Origin of the sequence: Flavobacterium sinopsychrotolerans (assembly GCF_900110375.1) — a bacterium.
GTDB classification, from domain to species: Bacteria; Bacteroidota; Bacteroidia; order Flavobacteriales; family Flavobacteriaceae; genus Flavobacterium; species Flavobacterium sinopsychrotolerans.
The window spans coordinates 103290-119315 of sequence record NZ_FODN01000002.1 but is presented as its reverse complement, the minus strand read 5'-3'; the positions used below and the strand labels follow the sequence as shown (position 1 = coordinate 119315).

Below are 16026 nucleotides of genomic sequence, written 5' to 3'. Positions count from 1 at the left end.
GTCTCCTCCTTTATTACGGTACTAAAAAAATACTTTTAAGTAATTTATAAGAATTCAGTTTTCGATTCTCTTATAATTTTACCAATTGTTTTGCAATCAACAAAAGATCCTTTTCATTTATTTCCGGTGGATTTGCCAGAGCAAATAACTGTTGTCCAGGCCTGCTCACAAATGCCGTTTGCCAGCCAGCCCAATTTGCCCCAGCAACATCCCAACCATGAGCTGCAATAAGCATACAGTCCTTAGATTCAAATCCCATTTTTCTTGCAGCCCAATTGTAAGCATCATAATGTGGTTTAAATTTACCTACGTCTTCAACACTTAATCGATCATCAAACAAATCATAAATACCCGCATTTTTCAATTGGGATTCAACTGCTTTATTGGATGAATTGGTAAACGAAACTAACTTATACCCCTCTTTTTTCAATAGTATCAACGCTTCTTTTACTTCAGGATGCGCTGGTAAAGATAAAATTGGTTTAATTGCTTCGCCAGCTTGTTCATCAGTTATGACAACACCATTATTAAGACCTACCATCTTTAGTGCTGCGCCTCCTATTTTACCAAAATCATGATATTGATTTCCTACTGTAGTTACTAATGAATACTGCAACATTGTTGTAAACCAAAGCGATACTAAATCAGGTCTACCTCCTAAAGCATTTCCTATACTTTTTTTCATCACATTCAGGTCTAATAATGTTTCATTAACATCAAAGAATAAGACCTTCGGACGCTGGTATTTTTGCTCATCCGTTACCCCAATAGAATTCCCTTTTGCAGTAAAAACAAGACTCGGAGCCACAATTCCTAATCCGCCCACAGCTATCGCCTTATTAATAAAATTCCGTCTGCTTTTTTTAAATTCTTTCATTCTTATTTATTTAAATTATATTTTAAAAACATACCTAATAGTATGTTTTTGATTAAAAAAAATTATCTTAAAAGATCTATATAACGTTCTACTGCTAATAGATAATCCTCTAAAACAACATCATTATTGTACAATTTTCGAATTCCTCTAACACCTTCAAATGCACTGATTAAAAAAACTGCGACGGAAGAGGTACTTACCTCCCTAGCAATCAAATTATCTGCTTTTGCTTTTTCTAACAACTGAATTAGTGCTAATTTCCATTCTTCAATAATTTTTTTTAATGCCAATTGATACGCTACTTCACTATCCGAAATTTCATTGATAAGATTACTCATTGGACAACCAGATTGTTTCTCTTCAATTGAAAAATTTTTAATTCGCTCGCAAAAAACGGTTTTTAAAATCAAAAATGGATCTCCTACTTCTAGCAAAGGAAGAATCATATTGTCATAAACTCTACTCTGAATCCTATTACTGATAACCGCTAGACCTAACTCTTTTTTATCTTTAAAATGATGGTAAAAAGCTCCTTTTGTAAGCTTTGTTTCCTTCATCACCCTATCAACACTAATAGCGTGAAAACCATTTTTATAAAACAATACAAATGCTTTATCGATAATTAATTGTCTGGTCAACTCCGATTTAATTTCTTGTTTCATATTACGAATATACTAAAACATTCCTACTGGTATGTTATTATCTAAAATAAATAACATTACTATAACATTATAAAAAACTATTTCACGTTTTCAGCAAAATACCGTTCTTCAATTCGCTTGATGTCTTTTATGGAATTTTTGGCCCAAGCCAAACGCTTTTCTAAGATTTCATTTTCGGACAAATGCCAATCAATGTTTGAGTTGCGCAATCGATTCGTCAAGTTTTGAATGATTATCGCCGCCGAAACCGAAATATTTAAACTTTCGGTAAAACCAACCATAGGGATTTTTAGAAAACCATCGGCACGATGTAAAATTTCTTCTGATAATCCGTCTCTTTCTGTTCCAAAAAATAAAGCACTCGGTTTCGAAATATCAAAATCTTCCATCAAACAATCATTCTCATGTGGCGTGGTAGCGATGATTTGGTAGCCTTTGCTTTTTAATGTATCCACACAATTCGTAATGCTGTCGAATGTATTGATGTCAACCCATTTTTGGGCACCCATCGCAATTTCCTTATCGATACTTTTTCCGTACCGTTGCTCAATCACATTTAATTCCTGAATTCCAAAAACCTCACAACTGCGCATTACAGCACTCGTATTGTGCATCTGAAAAATATCCTCAACAGCAATCGTAAAATGCTTGGTTCTGTTTTCCAATACTTTCAGGAATTTTTCTTTGCGGTTATCAGTTAAGATATTTTCAAGAAAATTGAGATAATCAATATCAATCATTGCGGATTATTTTTTGGCAAAAATACTAAAAAAGACTAGCTTTATCTCCTAATGTATTTTACAAATGAAAAAGAAATTGGTGGTTTTAACCGGAGCAGGAATTAGTGCCGAAAGTGGCATCAAAACCTTTCGTGACAGTGACGGATTATGGGAAGGTCATAATGTCTTGGATGTCGCCACTCCGGAAGGTTGGCATAAAAACCCGGCTTTGGTGCTTGATTTTTACAATCAAAGACGAAAACAACTCAAAGAAGTAGCACCTAATTTAGGGCATCAAATTCTGGCTGAATTAGAAAAGGATTTTGAAGTTTTCATCATTACTCAAAATGTGGATGATTTACACGAACGTGCCGGAAGTTCTAATGTGTTGCATTTGCATGGCGAATTATTAAAAGTCAGAAGTACCAAAAATCCAAATTACATTCTGGATTGGCAGGAGGATTTGAATTTTGGCGATTTCGATGAAAATAAAAATCAATTGCGTCCACATATTGTTTGGTTTGGCGAGGAAGTTCCAGCGCTTGATGAAGCAATAACACTAACTCAAAGTGCTGATTACTTTGCTGTTATAGGAACGTCATTGCAAGTATATCCTGCGGCAGGATTAATCGATTTCACAACGAGAGAAACGCCTATTTTTTATATTGATCCAAAACCTATAAAAATCCCAAATCTTAGAAATCCATTGGAAGTCATTCCAGAAGTAGCTTCAAAAGGAGTTGCTTTTATGAAAGAAAAATTACTCAATCAGTAACAATTACATTGGCAATCGCAATAAAATAATTTTAGTTTCAATAACAAATTCCCTCAAAAAATCTAAACTTATACCCCATAACTTATAACTTATAACTATTTTTGTGCCTTTCGAACAAACAACTATACAATGACTACTTTAAACGAATTGAATGCTATATCGCCAATCGACGGAAGATATAGAAACAAGACTATTTCACTGGCTCCATTTTTCTCGGAAGAAGCCTTAATCAAATACCGCGTATTGGTTGAAATTGAATATTTCATTGCTTTGTGCGAAGTGCCTTTGCCACAACTTACAACCGTAAACCCAGATGTATTCGAAAGCTTACGCAACATTTATAAAAATTTCTCTACGGAAGATGCGCTTTGGATAAAAGAAACCGAAAAAGTGACCAACCACGATGTAAAAGCGGTGGAATACTTCATCAAAGATGCTTTTGAAAAATTAGGATTATCCCAATACAAAGAGTTTATCCACTTTGGATTGACATCCCAAGATATTAACAATACGGCGATTCCGCTTTCGACAAAAGAAGCTTTCGAGAAAGTATACATGCCTTCATTGATTACTTTGACTTCTAAATTAAAAGATTTAAGTGTTGAATGGCGCGATATTCCAATGCTTGCACGTACGCACGGACAACCAGCTTCTCCAACGCGTTTGGGTAAAGAAATTGGTGTTTTTGTAGAACGTTTAGAAGAGCAAATGCGTTTGTTGTTTAATGTACCTTTTGCAGCTAAATTTGGCGGAGCAACCGGAAATTACAACGCGCATCACGTGGCATATCCACAAATTGACTGGAGAAAATTCGGAGGAAAATTTGTAGAGGAAAACCTTGGTTTACACCACTCCTTCCCTACTACACAAATAGAACATTACGATCATTTCGCTGCATTTTTTGATGCGTTGAAAAGAATCAATACTATTATTATTGATTTAGACCGAGATATTTGGACGTACGTTTCAATGGAATATTTCAAACAAAAAATCAAGGCAGGAGAAATAGGTTCTTCGGCGATGCCACATAAAGTAAACCCAATTGATTTTGAAAATTCCGAAGGAAATTTAGGAATTGCCAATGCGATTTTTGAACATTTATCGGCTAAATTACCATTGTCAAGATTACAGCGTGATTTAACGGACAGTACTGTTTTGAGAAATATTGGTGTACCAATGGGACACACCTTAATCGCTTTTGAAGCTACTTTAAAAGGATTGAACAAATTGTTATTGAACGAACCAAAATTCCACGAAGATTTAGAGAAAAACTGGGCTGTTGTTGCCGAAGCGATTCAAACCATTTTACGTCGTGAAGGATATCCTAATCCGTATGAAGCGTTGAAAGGATTAACCAGAACCAATGAAGCAATTGATAAAAAAGCAATTCACGGTTTTATAACAACCTTAGAAGTTTCGGATGAAATTAAAGCAGAGTTGATGCAAATCACTCCAAGTAATTTCTTAGGAATATAAGTTTTAACAAATTAATCGATTTTATAAATTCCCGTTAAAAAAGAACATTAAATTCTTTTCAACGGGATTTTTGTTGCTAAAAAAATCATAAAAAGCTGTATTTAGCATTGATTATACTTTCAGAATTAAAGTTTTTTTATATCTTACCAAAATACACAAAAACCTCAAAAAAACAAGTAAACGCCTATGGATGCCGCAGAAACAGTAGCAAATGCATCACAACACTTACAACCCCTAATTAGTGATTTAGGATTAATCCTGATGACAGCTGCAGTAGCAGTTTTATTATTTAAAAAAATCAAACAACCTCTAGTTCTCGGTTATTTGATTGCCGGATTTTTGGCCGGAAATCATTTTGATTTTTTTCCATCAATAAAAGATATAAAAAGTGTAGAAGTCTGGGCAGAAATTGGAGTAATCTTTTTATTGTTCAGTTTAGGGCTGGAATTCAGTTTTAAGAAACTGATGAAAGTGGGCGGAACAGCATCAATTACCGCCGTAACCCAAATCCTTTCGATGATTGTAATCGGGTATTTGGTAGGCCAATGGATTGGCTGGAAACCAATGGACAGTATGTTTCTTGGAGTGATTCTTTCTATTTCATCGACTACTATTATCCTGAAAACCTTTGACGAACTGGGCGTAAAAACCCAAAAATTTGCGGGAATCGTTATCGGTTCACTTATTGTTCAAGATATCGTTGCCATTTTGATGATGGTATTACTTTCTACAATTGCGGTGAGCCAACAGTTTTCAGGAAGTGAATTGTTATTATCCGTTTTTAAACTACTTTTTTTCTTGACTATTTGGTTTGTAGGAGGCATCTTTTTTATCCCAACTTTACTTAAAAAAGCCAAAAATTTATTGACGGATGAAATGCTTTTAATCATCTCACTTGCTTTGTGCTTGATGATGGTTATTCTTGCTGCCAATGTTGGTTTTTCGCCTGCATTAGGTGCTTTTATCATGGGTTCCATCATTGCTGAAACAACTCAGGCAGAACATATCGAACATCTAGTTAAACCTGTAAAAGACCTTTTTGGAGCCGTTTTTTTCGTATCCGTTGGTATGTTAATTAATCCAGAGACGTTGTATGAATATGCTTTTCCTGTCGCTATTTTGACATTTGTGGTGATTTTGGGACAATCCGTAAGTTCAACAATTGGCGCTTTACTTTCCGGTCAACCACTGAAACAATCGGTACAAACTGGAATGAGTTTATCGCAAATTGGGGAATTCTCTTTTATCATCGCCACACTGGGAATGACATTAAATGTAACCAGTGATTTTCTATATCCTATTGTAGTAGCTGTGTCTGCGGTAACCACGTTTACGACTCCTTTTATGGTGAAATTCGCCACTCCGTTTTCTGAATATCTGGAAAAGAAATTGCCTCGAAAATGGATTAAAAAAATTGAACGGTACAGTGCCAACGCACAATCTATAAAACTGGTAAGCAACTGGCAAATTGTCGTACGCGCATTTCTGACACAAGTAATTATCCATTCCGTAATTATAGTAGCAGTTATTCTACTTTCATCTAAATTCATTTTACCTTTAGTGCAAAAATCACAATTTGGAAACATATTTGGCGCATTAATTACATTAGTGATAATATCTCCTTTTTTATGGGCACTTTCTTTACGACGCGTTGCTGTAAAAGAAGTAGCCATTTTAAGAGAGGAACGTAAATATCGTGGCCCTATTCTGATGATGATTTTATTAAGAATGGTTTTAACTCTTTTCTATATTGGATTTTTATTAAATATCTTTTTCTCTCCTATAATTGCATTTATAGCTTTGATAGCAGCGGTTGTTGTATACTTTGTTTTTCCAAAAAAATTAAACGCACAATACCAAAAAATAGAAGATCACTTTCTAAAAAATCTAAATGCTAGAGAAATCAAAAAAGCCATTAGAAGCCGAAGCGATTTAACGCCTTGGGACGGTCACATGACTACTTTTGATATTGCGCCAACTTCCAATATCGCAGGAAAAACATTAGAGGAGTTACGCATTCGGGAGCAATTAGGCATTAATATCGCTTTCATCAAACGTGGTGAGATCATGATTAATATCCCAAATAAAAATGAACGTTTATTTCCAGGAGATGAAATTTGCATCATTGGAACAGACAACCAAGTCAAGGAGTTTAAATCCTATTTGCACCAAAATGAAATAGAAATCCCAGAAAAAGTTACGGACACCGATATTATTTTAAAACAATTAGAACTTAAAGAAGAAGAGTTTATTGGTAAAAATATTAGGGATTCACAATTACGTGAAAAAACAAATGGTTTGATTGTAGGAATTGAAAGAAGCGGAAAAAGGATTTTAAACCCCGAGTCTAGCATGATTTTAGAAAAAAATGATATTCTTTGGGTGGTTGGAAGTAAAAAATTACTAACTACATTTTTCAAAAATTAGAAACTAAATGAAGTTTCTAAAAGTATACTTACAAATCCATTTTGGTTGAATTATTGCTAACCAAAATATCTCTTTAATTGAATCCTGTTGAAATAAAACTTACGATTTTGTTTTGACGGGATTTTCTGTTTATTAAGTATAAAAAATAAAAAAATAGCTTTTGAAGCACTTAATATGATTAAAATTAAGCAATATTTTATACCTTTCAATACGTTTAAAATTAATAATACCGTTATAAATTAATGAGATAACCTATTGTAATTTCTAAAAAAGGAACAGCTAAAATAAATTTCATGTCAAAAAACAAAATCTTAATTCTATTTTCCCATCCGCTATTCGAGAAATCACATGCGAATAAAGCTTTGGTTGAAAATATTCCCGATTCAGAAAACATTACTTTTCATGATCTATACGAGGAATATCCGGATTTTGATATTGATGTAAAACACGAACAAGTTTTGTTAAGCCAGCATGACATTATCATTTGGCATCATCCCATGTATTGGTACAGTTGTCCGCCACTGATGAAACAATGGATTGATATGGTCTTGGAGCACAATTGGGCGTATGGAAAAAAAGGGACTGCGTTACAGGATAAAATTATTTTTCAGGTAATTACAACTGGTGGCGACAAAGAAAATTATTGCGAAACAGGCAGTGATCGATACACTATTGTTGAATTATTGGAACCATTTAACCAAACTGCAAAAGTGTGTAATATGATTTATTTACCGCCTTTTGTGGTACATGGAACCCACAATATGACCAAAGAGGATTATGAAAAAAACGGATTGGTTTACGGTTATTTTCTGGACTATTTAGAGAATCATGATTTAGATACGGATGAAATTTTGCAACACCATTATTTGAATGAATGGTTTGCTACAATACTAACATAAGATGGATACCAATTTTTTACTACAAGCAATCATCTATTTAACAGCGGCGGTGATTTGTGTTCCTATTGCAAAAAAATTAGGATTGAGTTCCATTCTGGGCTATTTATTAGCGGGAATCGTAATTGGTCCTTATGTCCTTGGTTTTATTGGTCAGGAAGGTCAGGATATTATGCATTTTGCTGAATTTGGTGTAGTGATGATGCTTTTTCTAATTGGTTTAGAACTGGAACCCAGCAAGTTTTGGAAAATGCGAAAATTCATTCTTGGCATGGGTTCTGCACAAATAATAGGAACCACTCTACTTCTATTCCTAGGATGTGTTTTATTTATGGATTGGAGATGGGAAACCGCATTGGCTGTTGCACTGGCTCTGGCATTATCTTCTACAGCTATTGTATTGCAAACTTTAAAGGAAAAAGGATTGTCAAATACTTCTGTAGGACGTTCCTCTTTTGCCGTTTTACTTTTTCAGGATATTGCAGTTATCCCCATCTTAGCTTTTCTACCGCTTTTGTCAACAGTAAATATTGAAACAACAAATGATGCACCACAATCCTTAATTACTGGCTTTTCCAATTGGCTGCAAACATTAATTGTAATTGGAAGTATTTCGACCATTTATTTTGCAGGACGTTTTCTATTTGTTCCTTTATTACACATCATTGCAAAAACTCGTTTGCAGGAACTGTTTACCGCTTCGGCATTATTATTAGTAGTTGGCGTTTCCTATTCGATGCAATTGGTTGGTTTAAGCCCTGCTCTTGGCGCTTTTATGGCAGGAGTCGTATTGGCTAACTCCGAATTCCGCCATGAATTAGAAGGCGATATCGCACCGTTCAAAGGATTACTTTTAGGATTATTTTTTCTGGGCGTAGGCGCATCGATAAACTTTCAATTGATTCTTGAAAATCCACTTTTCATTTTTGCATTTGGAGCCATCCTGACCCTTGTAAAATTCGCTGTTTTATTTGTAATCAGTAGATTTCATAAAAAAAATACCGATCAAAATCTATTATTTGCTTTTGGCTTGAGCCAAGCAGGAGAATTTGGTTTTGTGATTATGAGTTTTTGCATGCAATTGAATATTATTCCCAATGTTTTAGCCAACCAAATAATGGCTGTCATTGCTATGAGTATGGTTGCAACTCCTTTTTTGTTATTAATAAATGAGCGGTTAATTTATCCCAATTCTAGAATCAAAGAAAAAGCAACCGAAATAAAAAAAGATAACGATTTTATAGACGAGGATAATCCCGTAATTATTGCTGGCTTTGGTCATTTTGGGAGTACGGTTGGCCGTTTATTAAAAGCTAATAAAGTGAAAGCAACCATTTTGGATTATGATTCCGATCGCATTGATGTATTACGGAAATTGGGATTTAAAGTGTATTATGGAGATGCTACGCGATTAGAGTTATTGAAAGCTGCCGGTTGTGAGAATGCAAAGTTATTTATTGCTGCCATAGATAATCCAACGGTAAATTTACAAGTGATTGAAACCTTAAAAAAACATTTTCCGAATTTAAAAATCTTAACCCGCGCTCGAAACCGAATTGATGCTTACGAATTAATAGATCATAAAGTTCAACATATATATCGGGAAACATTATACAGTGCGGTTAATATGGGTGTTGATGCGCTGGTAGAATTAGGGCATCGAAAATATACTGCTACCAGACAAGGCCAACAATTTATAAAATATGATGAAATTACCACCCGAAAATTAGCCGAAAAACGCCATGATAAAATGGCGTATATGATTACCATCAAAGAAGAAATTGAACTGCAGGAACAACTGCTGAAGAGCGATATTTATTCCCAAGTGGCAGCTACCAATCACAGTTGGGACAGCGAGCATCTGAAGAAAAACCTATCGGAATCCTCGGACTAAAAAATTTTACAAAAGTAAAAAGGCATAATTAAAACCGCTAACGGAATTAATTATGCCTTTTTTATTGTTTTAAAAACTAAAATTTATCTTGAATAATTTGGAGCTTCTTTCGTAATCGTAACATTATGCGGATGACTTTCGTTAATCCCACTAGCAGTTATGCGAACAAAACGCCCGGTTTCCTGTAAAGTTGGAACATCTTTTGAACCACAATATCCCATTCCGGCACGAAGACCACCAATGAATTGTTGCATACTTTCGTTCAATTCTCCTTTGTAAGGAACACGACCTACAATTCCTTCAGGTACCAATTTTTTCACATCATCTTCTACATCTTGGAAATAACGGTCTTTTGAACCTTCCTGCATGGCTTCAACAGAACCCATTCCGCGGTAGGATTTGAATTTTCTTCCTTCGAAAATGATAGTTTCACCAGGAGATTCCATTGTTCCGGCTAATAATGAACCTAACATTACACAGTCAGCACCAGCAGCAATTGCTTTTGGAATATCACCCGTGTAGCGAATTCCACCATCTGCAATTACTGGAACTCCAGTTCCTTTAATAGCCGCAGCCACTTCAAGAACAGCAGAGAACTGAGGAAAACCAACACCGGCAACAATACGAGTCGTACAAATAGAACCCGGACCAATTCCTACTTTCACACCATCTGCTCCATTTTCAACTAAAAATTTAGCAGCTTCAGGAGTTGCGATATTACCTACGATAACATCTATTTGAGGGAATTTACTTTTTACTTCTTTCAATACATTGACAACACCTTGCGTATGCCCGTGAGCAGTATCAATAATAATGGCATCAACACCAGCGTTCACTAATGCTTCTGCTCTTTGAACGGCGTCACCTGTAACACCTATCGCTGCAGCAACGCGCAAACGACCATAAACATCTTTATTGGCAATTGGTTTTTGGGTTAATTTAGTGATATCTCTAAAAGTAATCAAACCCACTAATTTGTAAGCAGCGTTTACAACAGGTAATTTTTCAATTTTATGACCTTGCAAAACTACTTCTGCTTGTTCCAGAGAAGTACCTTCAGCAACAGTAACCAAGTTTTCACTGGTCATTACCTCAACAATAGGTCTAGAACTATTTTTTTCGAAACGCAAATCTCTATTGGTAACGATTCCTTTTAATATTTGATTTTCATCTACAATTGGAATACCTCCAATACCAAATTCTTTCATCGCGTTTTTGGCATCGGCAACTGTCGAAGTTAATGGCAAAGTAACCGGATCGATAATCATTCCAGACTCTGCACGTTTCACTTTTCTAACTTTCGCAGCTTGTTGCTCGATAGTCATATTTTTATGCAAAACGCCTATCCCTCCTTCTTGAGCCATCGCAATTGCCATAGCACTTTCGGTTACGGTATCCATAGCAGCAGATACAATAGGAACATTTAGCGTTATATTTCTTGAAAATTTAGATTGAATACTCACTTCGCGAGGAAGCACATTTGAGTAGTTGGGAACTAATAGAACATCATCGTAAGTTAATCCTTCACCGATAATCTTAGAGTTGTGTGCGATCATTGCAATTGTAGTTGGAGTTTAATTGCGTGCAAATATAGATAATTTTAAGCAAAAAATCGCTATCATTTTCAAATAAATAATTAAATTGCAGTTAAAAGTCAATTCTTTGGTTCCAAATTACCCCTTGCTTTCCAACCCAGAAAATCCGTTTAATTTATTTTGCTATGACAGAAACCCAACAAGAATTAAAAGGACTTTCAAATGAGGCCGTTTTACTTTCGAGAACGAAAAATGGTTCAAACTCTATAGTGAATCAGGAAAAAAATCAGTTTTTGAAATCCCTGTTCGAAATGGTATTGGAACCTATGTTCCTATTATTACTAACTGCAACAAGCATTTATTTTATTACCGGTGATTATGGAAACGGAATTTTCATGATTGTCGCTATCGTATTGGTTTCCACAATTTCATTATATCAGGAATCCAAAAGCAGAACGGCAATTGAAGCGTTAAAAAAACTATCCCAACCCAAAAGCAAAGTCATTCGCAATGGAGAAATCACTGAAATTCTAAGCGAGGAAATTGTCGTAGGTGACCTCATCCAAACAGAAGAAGGAACCTTTATTCCTGCCGATGGTATAATCCTTCAATCCAATGATTTTTCCGTAAATGAATCTATTCTTACCGGGGAATCGATGGCTGTTTTTAAAAATGAAACTGCCGAAAATAACACCGTATTTCTTGGAACCATTGTGACTGGTGGTTTGGCAATTTGCGAAGTAACCGCTATTGGCAACAAAACCCAACTAGGAAAAATAGGCAAAAGTCTGGAAGCAATCGTCGAAGAAAAAACCCCGTTGCAAATCCAAATGGGGAATTTTGTCAAAAAAATGTCACTTGTTGGTTTAGTAATTTTTGTTTTTGTCTGGGTTATCAATTATTACAATTCAAATAATGTTTTAGACAGTCTGTTGAAAGCGCTTACTTTGGCCATGAGCATCATTCCTGAGGAAATTCCGGTAGCATTCACCACATTCATGGCGCTGGGTTCGTGGCGCTTATTGAAAATGGAAATCATCGTAAAACAGACAAAAACGGTCGAAACCTTAGGAAGCGCAAACGTAATTTGTACGGACAAAACGGGAACAATCACCGAGAACAAAATGAGTCTGGCGCAATGGTACACATTATCTGATGATACTATTAAAGGAAGCAACAGTGATGAAACTGATAATAATAATAATAATAATAATAGTGACATCGAATTATTGAGTCTCGCCATGTGGGCCAGCGAACCCATTCCCTTTGATGCGATGGAAATTGCATTGCACGAAGCGTATTCGAAGTTAAAAATCACAGATGAACGCCCTGATTTTAAATTGGTTCACGAATATCCATTGGATGGAAAACCACCGATGATGACTCATGTTTTCGAAAATGAAAATGGAACGAGATATATTGCTGCAAAAGGGGCTCCCGAAGCATTGATTGCCACTTCAAATGTATCCGAAAACGAAAAACAACAAATTCTATCCGCAATGACCAAAATGGCCTTGCAAGGATATCGCGTATTGGGTGTTGGTTTAGCTGAATTTTCAGGAACGGATTATCCTAAAAAACAACAAGAATTTTCTTTTACGTTTAAAGGATTGGTTGCGTTCTATGATCCTCCAAAAGCGAATATCAAAGCAGTATTCGAAACTTTTTATAAAGCCGGAATTCAAGTCAAAATAGTTACAGGCGATAATGCCGAAACAACTGCTACAATTGCCAAACAAATTGGCTTCAGAAATGCCGATAAAACGCTAAATGGAGACGAATTAATGGCCATGGACGATGCTACACTTCGAGAAAAAGTAATGGAAACTTCCATTTTTACGAGAATGTTTCCCGAGGCAAAGCTCAAAATTATAAAAGCATTAAAAGACAACAATCAAATTGTAGCCATGACGGGTGACGGTGTCAATGACGGACCTGCTTTGAAATCAGCGCACATTGGAATTGCCATGGGAAAAAAGGGAACCGAAATTGCCAAAGAAGCCGCTAACCTGATTCTAATTGATGATGATTTTTCTAAAATGATAGATGCCATCGCCATGGGCAGAAAAATATACAACAATCTAAAAAAAGCGATACAGTACATTATTTCCATTCACATTCCAATTATCTTGATTGTCTTTATACCATTGGCATTGGGCTGGATTTATCCCAATATTTTTTCCCCGGTTCATGTCATCTTTTTGGAGATTATCATGGGACCAACCTGCTCTATAATTTATGAAAATGAACCTATGGAACGCAACTTAATGCTGTTGCAACCCAGACCTTTTACTAATACTTTTTTCAAACTTAAAGAAGTTACCATCAGTATAATTCAAGGACTTGTCATCACCGCGGGGCTTTTGTTTGTGTACCAATATTGTGTAACTACAGGTCGTTCCGAAAGCGCAACGAGAACGGTAGTTTTTCTAACATTAATTTCGTCTAACATTTTTCTGACGCTGACGAATCGTTCTTTTTATTACTCGATATTTACAACATTAAAATACAAAAACAATTTGGTATTGATGATCATTAGCGTAACAATTCTAATTACAGCTTCGTTATTATTTGCACCATTATTTGCTGCTTTTTTCCAATTCGAAAGGGTTTCAGGATTCCAAATAGGGTTAAGTATTTTAGTGGGTCTTGTTTCGGTACTTTGGATCGAAATTTACAAAGGATTTAAACGAAGAAAAGTCCAATTTTAATCAGAAATTTACTTTTTACTATTCTTAAAAATAACATTCAGTCCAAGTTGAAAAGAAAGACTATTTGCCTTGGTAACATCGCTATATTCTAAAAGATTATCGGCAAGAACATAGAAATTCACAGGTCCAAAATGACTGGATAATCCCAATCCTACGTTCTTGTATGAATACGAATCCAGCGTGTAGGTGGCTTTCATTTGCAATGCCTTGAATATTTTTCTTCGGTAATAGGTGGTAAAAGCGACTAGCGGCGTTCGTGGTGTAGACATTACGAATAACTGGGCACCAACCGCACTTTTATAAGTCGTTTCCGAATCATAATTGAGGCAATCGCAATCTTCAGGTCGTACTTCATCAAAAGAATACTGAACCGAAGTATTGAACTTTGCCGGGCGCCAAGTCGTGTAATCCGCATACAACGTATCCAAAGGAATAGCATCTTTGAATTCTTGGTATCCGTTTTCGGCTGAATTTCCAGAACTAAAATTTGGAATCACACCTTCGTATTTATAGGTTCCTTTATAGGTTAAACTCTCCACTTCTTTGCTGTGTTTAATAAAACCTACGTCAATAACACTGGCGGTAAGTTGTATGTTTTTCTTTGGATAATAGGTAAAACCGGCATCAAATCCCAAACCTAAATTACCTCCTAAAAGAGTTCTTTTTGTAATGTCTTTGACCACATTTGGCTCATAATCTTCATCATCATATTTAGCAATTCCGGATGTATTGAGTTGCAATTGCGAATAAATCATCTGTTCATAGACTCCTGTAGAAGAAGGAATCGTATAGATGTAACCGGAGTTATTCGTAGAATTAGCATTGTAAATACTCGAATAAATTTTTCCACGTACTCCTAAAATAAACTTTTCGGTGATGTTTTTATGAAATCCAAGGTGAAATACGGATAACATTTCTGCTTTGACACTCAAATCGACCAAATTAAAAACTTTACCCAAATAGTCTCTGTTTCCATCCAAAGCTAAAATGGCAATGTCTTTAGGAACATAACTCAGCATATCGAATTCCTGATACATTCCAAACGAAATATAGGAATCACTTTCCTCTCCTGCTATTTTAAAACCTCCGTTAAAAATTTCTATTTGTTCGTTGATTGCTACTTTGTCTTTTCGTGTGGTAGAAAATACCGCATTGCGTAATTTCACATTAAAATCGACTCCATTATCCGCAAATAAATCATATGCAGAAAACCCGCTTGAGCCTACGCTTGCAGAAATCCCAGACAATAAAGGAACTCCAGCATACCAATTGTACTTGAAATCGGCACCCGGATTAGTCATCAAAGACTGAGGAACTGAAGTAAAATTATATAAAATTTGTTTGTTTTGTGAAAAGCAATCTATCGCCAGGAATAGAACAAAAATCAAGATTATTTTTCTCATTCTACTAATAAATAAGCGGTTACACCTGAACGCAATTTTAATCTACCTGAACTATTCTCATTCAATGGAGCACCCGGCAACATCGTCAGTGTAAAAACAATTTTTGTAGTTCTTTTTAATAAGTCAAGTTGGGTATTTTCGAATATTTCAGTCTTGGTCACTTTATTTTCTGCGCCCGCGTATTCCGGAACAGTAAAATTAGTAGCATGAACCCGTTGATTATTATTGTCTAAAAATACTAAATCTACTGAATAAGCTCTATTTATGGTGTTTTCCATTTCAAAGAAAAACTCTACTTTTTTCAAATTATCTCTAAAAAAATCATCATTGAACACATCAACGGTTGGCGTGTCAAAAATGACGCTTTGCTCTACTCCATCAGTAACAAATTCATTTGCTGGAACATCAAAATACGCTAAATTAGCGACGAAAACAGGCTCCAGTTTTAAATCATTCGCCTGATCATAATCTAAATCACTTGCACATGAAAAAGAAAATAACAGAAGAATGAATAGGCCTACAACTCTATTTAAAGCAGGTAGTTTCATGATTTTATAAATTAAAAGTAATTTTAGTGGATATTATACTCAACGCATCAATACTACACTTAGTATCAACAATGTAATGAGTTCAATTATATTTTCGTTTAAT

Annotated in this window: 12 protein-coding genes; 6 read left to right on the top strand and 6 right to left on the bottom strand. The window is 35.3% G+C overall.

Translation table 11 applies throughout. The features are described 5' to 3' along the window. Positions 1 to 70: 70 nt before the first annotated feature. From BMX64_RS04805 to BMX64_RS04795, 3 genes are all read right to left on the bottom strand, one after another. The gene (locus BMX64_RS04805) at positions 71 to 877 is read right to left on the bottom strand and encodes a haloacid dehalogenase type II (protein ID WP_091166705.1); all 807 of its coding nucleotides are present in this window, start codon (positions 875 to 877) and stop codon (positions 71 to 73) included. A gap of 62 nt (positions 878 to 939) precedes the next feature. After that, positions 940 to 1539 (bottom strand): TetR/AcrR family transcriptional regulator, encoded by a 600-nt coding sequence (locus tag BMX64_RS04800; protein WP_091166702.1) that lies wholly within the window; start codon positions 1537 to 1539, stop codon positions 940 to 942. 77 nt (positions 1540 to 1616) lie between these two features. Then, entirely contained in the window at positions 1617 to 2279 is a 663-nt protein-coding gene (locus tag BMX64_RS04795) for a TrmH family RNA methyltransferase (protein ID WP_091166700.1), read from the bottom strand. A gap of 64 nt (positions 2280 to 2343) precedes the next feature. On the opposite strand from BMX64_RS04795, the gene BMX64_RS04790 reads away from it, so the two are divergent. The 5 genes from BMX64_RS04790 to BMX64_RS04770 all read left to right on the top strand — a co-directional run bounded on the left by BMX64_RS04790 (position 2344) and on the right by BMX64_RS04770 (position 9726). Further along, positions 2344 to 3033, top strand: a complete 690-nt coding sequence (locus BMX64_RS04790) for an SIR2 family NAD-dependent protein deacylase (protein WP_091166698.1) — start codon at positions 2344 to 2346, stop codon at positions 3031 to 3033. A gap of 129 nt (positions 3034 to 3162) precedes the next feature. Continuing rightward, on the top strand, positions 3163 to 4509 hold the full coding sequence (purB, locus tag BMX64_RS04785) for an adenylosuccinate lyase (RefSeq protein ID WP_091166696.1): 1347 nt from the start codon (positions 3163 to 3165) through the stop codon (positions 4507 to 4509). Between the two features lie 186 nt (positions 4510 to 4695). Continuing rightward, entirely contained in the window at positions 4696 to 6936 is a 2241-nt protein-coding gene (locus BMX64_RS04780; RefSeq protein WP_091166695.1) for a cation:proton antiporter, read from the top strand. 293 nt (positions 6937 to 7229) lie between these two features. Further along, positions 7230 to 7835 (top strand): NAD(P)H-dependent oxidoreductase, encoded by a 606-nt coding sequence (locus BMX64_RS04775; RefSeq protein ID WP_091166693.1) that lies wholly within the window; start codon positions 7230 to 7232, stop codon positions 7833 to 7835. A 1-nt stretch (position 7836) separates the two neighbouring features. Continuing rightward, positions 7837 to 9726 (top strand): monovalent cation:proton antiporter-2 (CPA2) family protein, encoded by a 1890-nt coding sequence (locus tag BMX64_RS04770; protein ID WP_091166692.1) that lies wholly within the window; start codon positions 7837 to 7839, stop codon positions 9724 to 9726. Between the two features lie 83 nt (positions 9727 to 9809). On the opposite strand, the gene guaB is transcribed toward BMX64_RS04770, so the two are convergent. After that, the gene (gene guaB, locus BMX64_RS04765) at positions 9810 to 11282 is read right to left on the bottom strand and encodes an IMP dehydrogenase (protein WP_091166690.1); all 1473 of its coding nucleotides are present in this window, start codon (positions 11280 to 11282) and stop codon (positions 9810 to 9812) included. Between the two features lie 164 nt (positions 11283 to 11446). Between guaB and BMX64_RS04760 the strand changes: the two genes are divergently transcribed. Beyond that, complete coding sequence (locus BMX64_RS04760; RefSeq protein WP_091166688.1) at positions 11447 to 13972, top strand: cation-translocating P-type ATPase; 2526 nt, start codon at positions 11447 to 11449, stop codon at positions 13970 to 13972. Between the two features lie 8 nt (positions 13973 to 13980). Here the strand turns inward: BMX64_RS04760 and BMX64_RS04755 are convergent, their stop codons facing one another. Further along, positions 13981 to 15375 (bottom strand): DUF5723 family protein, encoded by a 1395-nt coding sequence (locus BMX64_RS04755; RefSeq protein WP_091166686.1) that lies wholly within the window; start codon positions 15373 to 15375, stop codon positions 13981 to 13983. After that, the gene (locus BMX64_RS04750) at positions 15372 to 15923 is read right to left on the bottom strand and encodes a hypothetical protein (protein WP_091166685.1); all 552 of its coding nucleotides are present in this window, start codon (positions 15921 to 15923) and stop codon (positions 15372 to 15374) included. The genes BMX64_RS04755 and BMX64_RS04750 overlap by 4 nt, the downstream gene beginning before the upstream one ends. Positions 15924 to 16026 lie beyond the last annotated feature (103 nt).

Coding starts and splice junctions, on each gene's coding strand:
- BMX64_RS04780 (WP_091166695.1), top strand. CDS start 4,696: ATGGATGCCGCAGAAACAGTAGCAAATGCATCACAACACTTACAACCC.
- BMX64_RS04760 (WP_091166688.1), top strand. CDS start 11,447: ATGACAGAAACCCAACAAGAATTAAAAGGACTTTCAAATGAGGCCGTT.
- BMX64_RS04795 (WP_091166700.1), bottom strand. CDS start 2,279: ATGATTGATATTGATTATCTCAATTTTCTTGAAAATATCTTAACTGAT.
- BMX64_RS04770 (WP_091166692.1), top strand. CDS start 7,837: ATGGATACCAATTTTTTACTACAAGCAATCATCTATTTAACAGCGGCG.
- BMX64_RS04750 (WP_091166685.1), bottom strand. CDS start 15,923: ATGAAACTACCTGCTTTAAATAGAGTTGTAGGCCTATTCATTCTTCTG.
- BMX64_RS04755 (WP_091166686.1), bottom strand. CDS start 15,375: ATGAGAAAAATAATCTTGATTTTTGTTCTATTCCTGGCGATAGATTGC.
- guaB (WP_091166690.1), bottom strand. CDS start 11,282: ATGATCGCACACAACTCTAAGATTATCGGTGAAGGATTAACTTACGAT.
- BMX64_RS04800 (WP_091166702.1), bottom strand. CDS start 1,539: ATGAAACAAGAAATTAAATCGGAGTTGACCAGACAATTAATTATCGAT.
- BMX64_RS04790 (WP_091166698.1), top strand. CDS start 2,344: ATGAAAAAGAAATTGGTGGTTTTAACCGGAGCAGGAATTAGTGCCGAA.
- BMX64_RS04805 (WP_091166705.1), bottom strand. CDS start 877: ATGAAAGAATTTAAAAAAAGCAGACGGAATTTTATTAATAAGGCGATA.
- purB (WP_091166696.1), top strand. CDS start 3,163: ATGACTACTTTAAACGAATTGAATGCTATATCGCCAATCGACGGAAGA.
- BMX64_RS04775 (WP_091166693.1), top strand. CDS start 7,230: ATGTCAAAAAACAAAATCTTAATTCTATTTTCCCATCCGCTATTCGAG.